Origin of the sequence: Parafrankia discariae, from assembly GCF_000373365.1 — a bacterium.
Taxonomy (GTDB): Bacteria; Actinomycetota; Actinomycetes; order Frankiales; family Frankiaceae; genus Parafrankia; species Parafrankia discariae.
Genome location: NZ_KB891169.1, coordinates 1 through 2,691 on the forward strand (window position 1 = coordinate 1; position 2,691 = coordinate 2,691).

General features: G+C 66.3%; 1 protein-coding gene and 1 pseudogene. Both read right to left on the reverse strand.

Annotated elements, in window-relative coordinates:
* Window positions 1-95, reverse strand: a pseudogene (locus B056_RS44275) (integrase core domain-containing protein); the annotation flags it as partial.
* Window positions 96-197: 102 nt separating this feature from the next.
* Window positions 198-2,039, reverse strand: coding sequence for a reverse transcriptase domain-containing protein (locus tag B056_RS0109085; RefSeq protein WP_230202912.1), 1,842 nt, complete (start codon window positions 2,037-2,039; stop codon window positions 198-200).
* Between the last annotated feature and the right edge of the window lie 652 nt (window positions 2,040-2,691).

The window sequence follows — 2,691 nt, forward strand, 5'->3', positions numbered from 1 at the left end:
TCGGGGTGGGCGGTGACCCCGAGGATGTGGACGGAGCGGGAGCCGACCTCCAGGACGAAGAACCAGTACAACCGCCGCAGCGTCACCGCGCAGTCGTCAGGTAGCGGGGGCGCATTGCTGCGCCCCCGCCCCTTCAGAACCCGGCGTGCCACTCGTCGCGGCACCGGGCTCAAGCGGCCCGCGTGGGCGGGCAGGCCCTACAGGTTGCTGTCCGTGTCGGCTGTCTCGCCGGTTGGTTGGCGGCGGTGGCAGCTGGCGTGTACGAGGCGGGGTCGATCGCCGGCCGGGCCGGGGGTGCCGGGCACCGGGATCGCCGTTCGGGTGATCGCGGTGCGGGTGGCACGGAACCACGCCTCCCACTGGTGGGGGGAGTCGGGTGGGTCCCCGGTGTGGAGCAGGAAGTCCCCGCAGCGGGCGCACCGCCCGGTTTGGGTGCGCAGAGCGCGTTGGGTGGTCGGGGCCAGCGGCGGGTGACGGCGGTTGTGCCGGCTGCGCCGGTCGGCCCAGTACCGGGCCAGGGCGGGGTCGTCGGGAGACGACCGGCCCGCCACGGGGACGTGCCGGACGATCGGTGTCCAGGAGTATCGGTGGAGGTAGGCGCCGGTTTTCGGGTCGCCGAAGACCCACTTGTCGTTCCTGGACGGGTGGTGGCGGCCGAAGTAGCGTCGCGCGACCCACCTGCGGTTTTTCCGCTGGTGCTGGCGGCGGGCCCAGCTGTGGAGCCGGTTCCATAGCCAGTGATCGAGGGCGGCGAAGGTCACCTTCGATACTCCGGTGCGGTAGTAGGCCGCTTGTCCCCGGATGATTGGGTTGAGGCGGTTGACCACGTCGGCTGCCGGATGGCCGCGCAGGGTGTGGATCTCAGTCTTCAGCCGTCGCCGGATGGTGACCAGCGACTCCTTGCTGGGCTTGATCAGCAGCTTCGGGCCGTCGGCGGTGTGATACCGCCGGACGTTGAAGGACAGGAAATCGAACCCGTCTTCAATGGCCACGATGCGGGTCTTCGCCGGGTTGAAGCGGAGACCTTTCGGTGCCAGCCATGCTGTGAGTCGTTCCTGGACCAGGTCGGCCTGCTCGCGGCTGTGGCACAAAGCCACCAGGTCGTCTGCGTAGACGATCACGGCAGGGGTTCCCCGTTGCGTGTCTCCGTTCTTCTTGTGCCTGGTCCCGGCGGCTTCCTCGATGCCCTGGAGTGCTATATTCAAGAGCAACGGTGAGATTACCCCGCCTTGTGGAGCTCCTTTCTTGGTCGGGGTGTACCGGCCCTTGTCGACCACACCTGCCTTCAGCCAGGCCCGGACCTGTTCCCGTGCGGGGAAGCCGTCGAGCTTTTCGAGTAGGTGGTTGTGGTCGAGTCGGTCGAATGCGGCTTCCAGGTCCGCGTCGAGGACCCAGCCGCGGGTGTTTCTCCCGCGTGCAACTTTCCAGATCATTTCGATCGCGTCGTGGCAGCCGCGGCCCGGTCGGAAGCCGTACTGTCTGGCGTCCAGCCGAGCTTCCCACTCGGGTTCCAGCGCGTTACGCACCCGCTGCTGCTGGGCGCGGTCAGCGATGACAGGAATCCCGATTGGGCGTTGTTTTCCGCCTCTTTTCGGTATGTACACCCGCCGTACCGGCAGCGCCCGGCCAAGTGTGGTCTGGCGATGCAGGAAGATCGCCAGTTCGGCTCGGCTCCGGGAGGTCAGGGCAACCCGCCCGTCGACACCACCGGCACGGCGGCCGGTGTTGCGCTGGCTCACCTGCCGCACGCTGACCAGCGTGTTGGCTCGGCTGCGCAGCATGAGCTTCTGCAGGTTGCGTGTCTGTTTCCAGTCGCCTGCCTGCGCCGCCTTGAAGATCCTCTGCCGTAGCCGCCGTACCTTGTTCTCCTCAGTCCGCCAGTCAATAGCGTCCCAGTCGAGTGGCTCCTCGGATCCGTTCACCATGGCGTGGGACACGCCGACCGCCGCCATATCGACGGTGGTGGTGGTCATATCTTTCTCCATGGCGCCTAACATGCTCCTCGGATTCTGGCGGTTCATGGGCATCGACTCGTTCAAAGGGCTACCCGGCTCGCGTCAGCTTCCTTTCGGAACCCAGGCACCAAGCCTGGTATGCGGCCAGTTATACGGATACGGCCGGGTGGAGGTCCAGCCACCTGCGCCCGCTTTCCTGTTGTCTTTCGACATGCCGCCGTTCGCTTCTCGAGCCATCCTGTCTCGCCACGGGATTCAGCCCCCCTTACGGTCGGCTTACCGGGGACAGGTCAACTTCCCCGGACCGTAGCGAGGTTTCCGCGTTCCGCACGTGTGAGATGCGACCGGTGTCGGGTGTCCTCTCTACCCCGGAGCCGTGGTGCTCGTGCAGCCAAGCACATACCCCCGGCTGCCACCGCCGTTTCTCAACGGCAGGCCCTAACCGCCGTATCAGCATCCCATCACCGGCGTTCTTTCTTAACGAGGCTTCCATCGAGGCTTCACCTTATTCACCCTTCCGGCCTTCCCCTTGCCTGTAGCCTGTGGATGGATCACCGACCCTTGGGCTTCCCCCCGGGCTTCACACCCCGCGCATGGAGTGCATACGCGACGCATGCCGGAGGCGGGGACGGGCTGTGAGCACTAAAGGCTGTTTCGTAACCCGGATGCCGGGCCTCGGGGCTGCCTGGTAGATCATGTTGGGGTGCAGGTCATCTCCGCCGCCGACCCTCAGTGG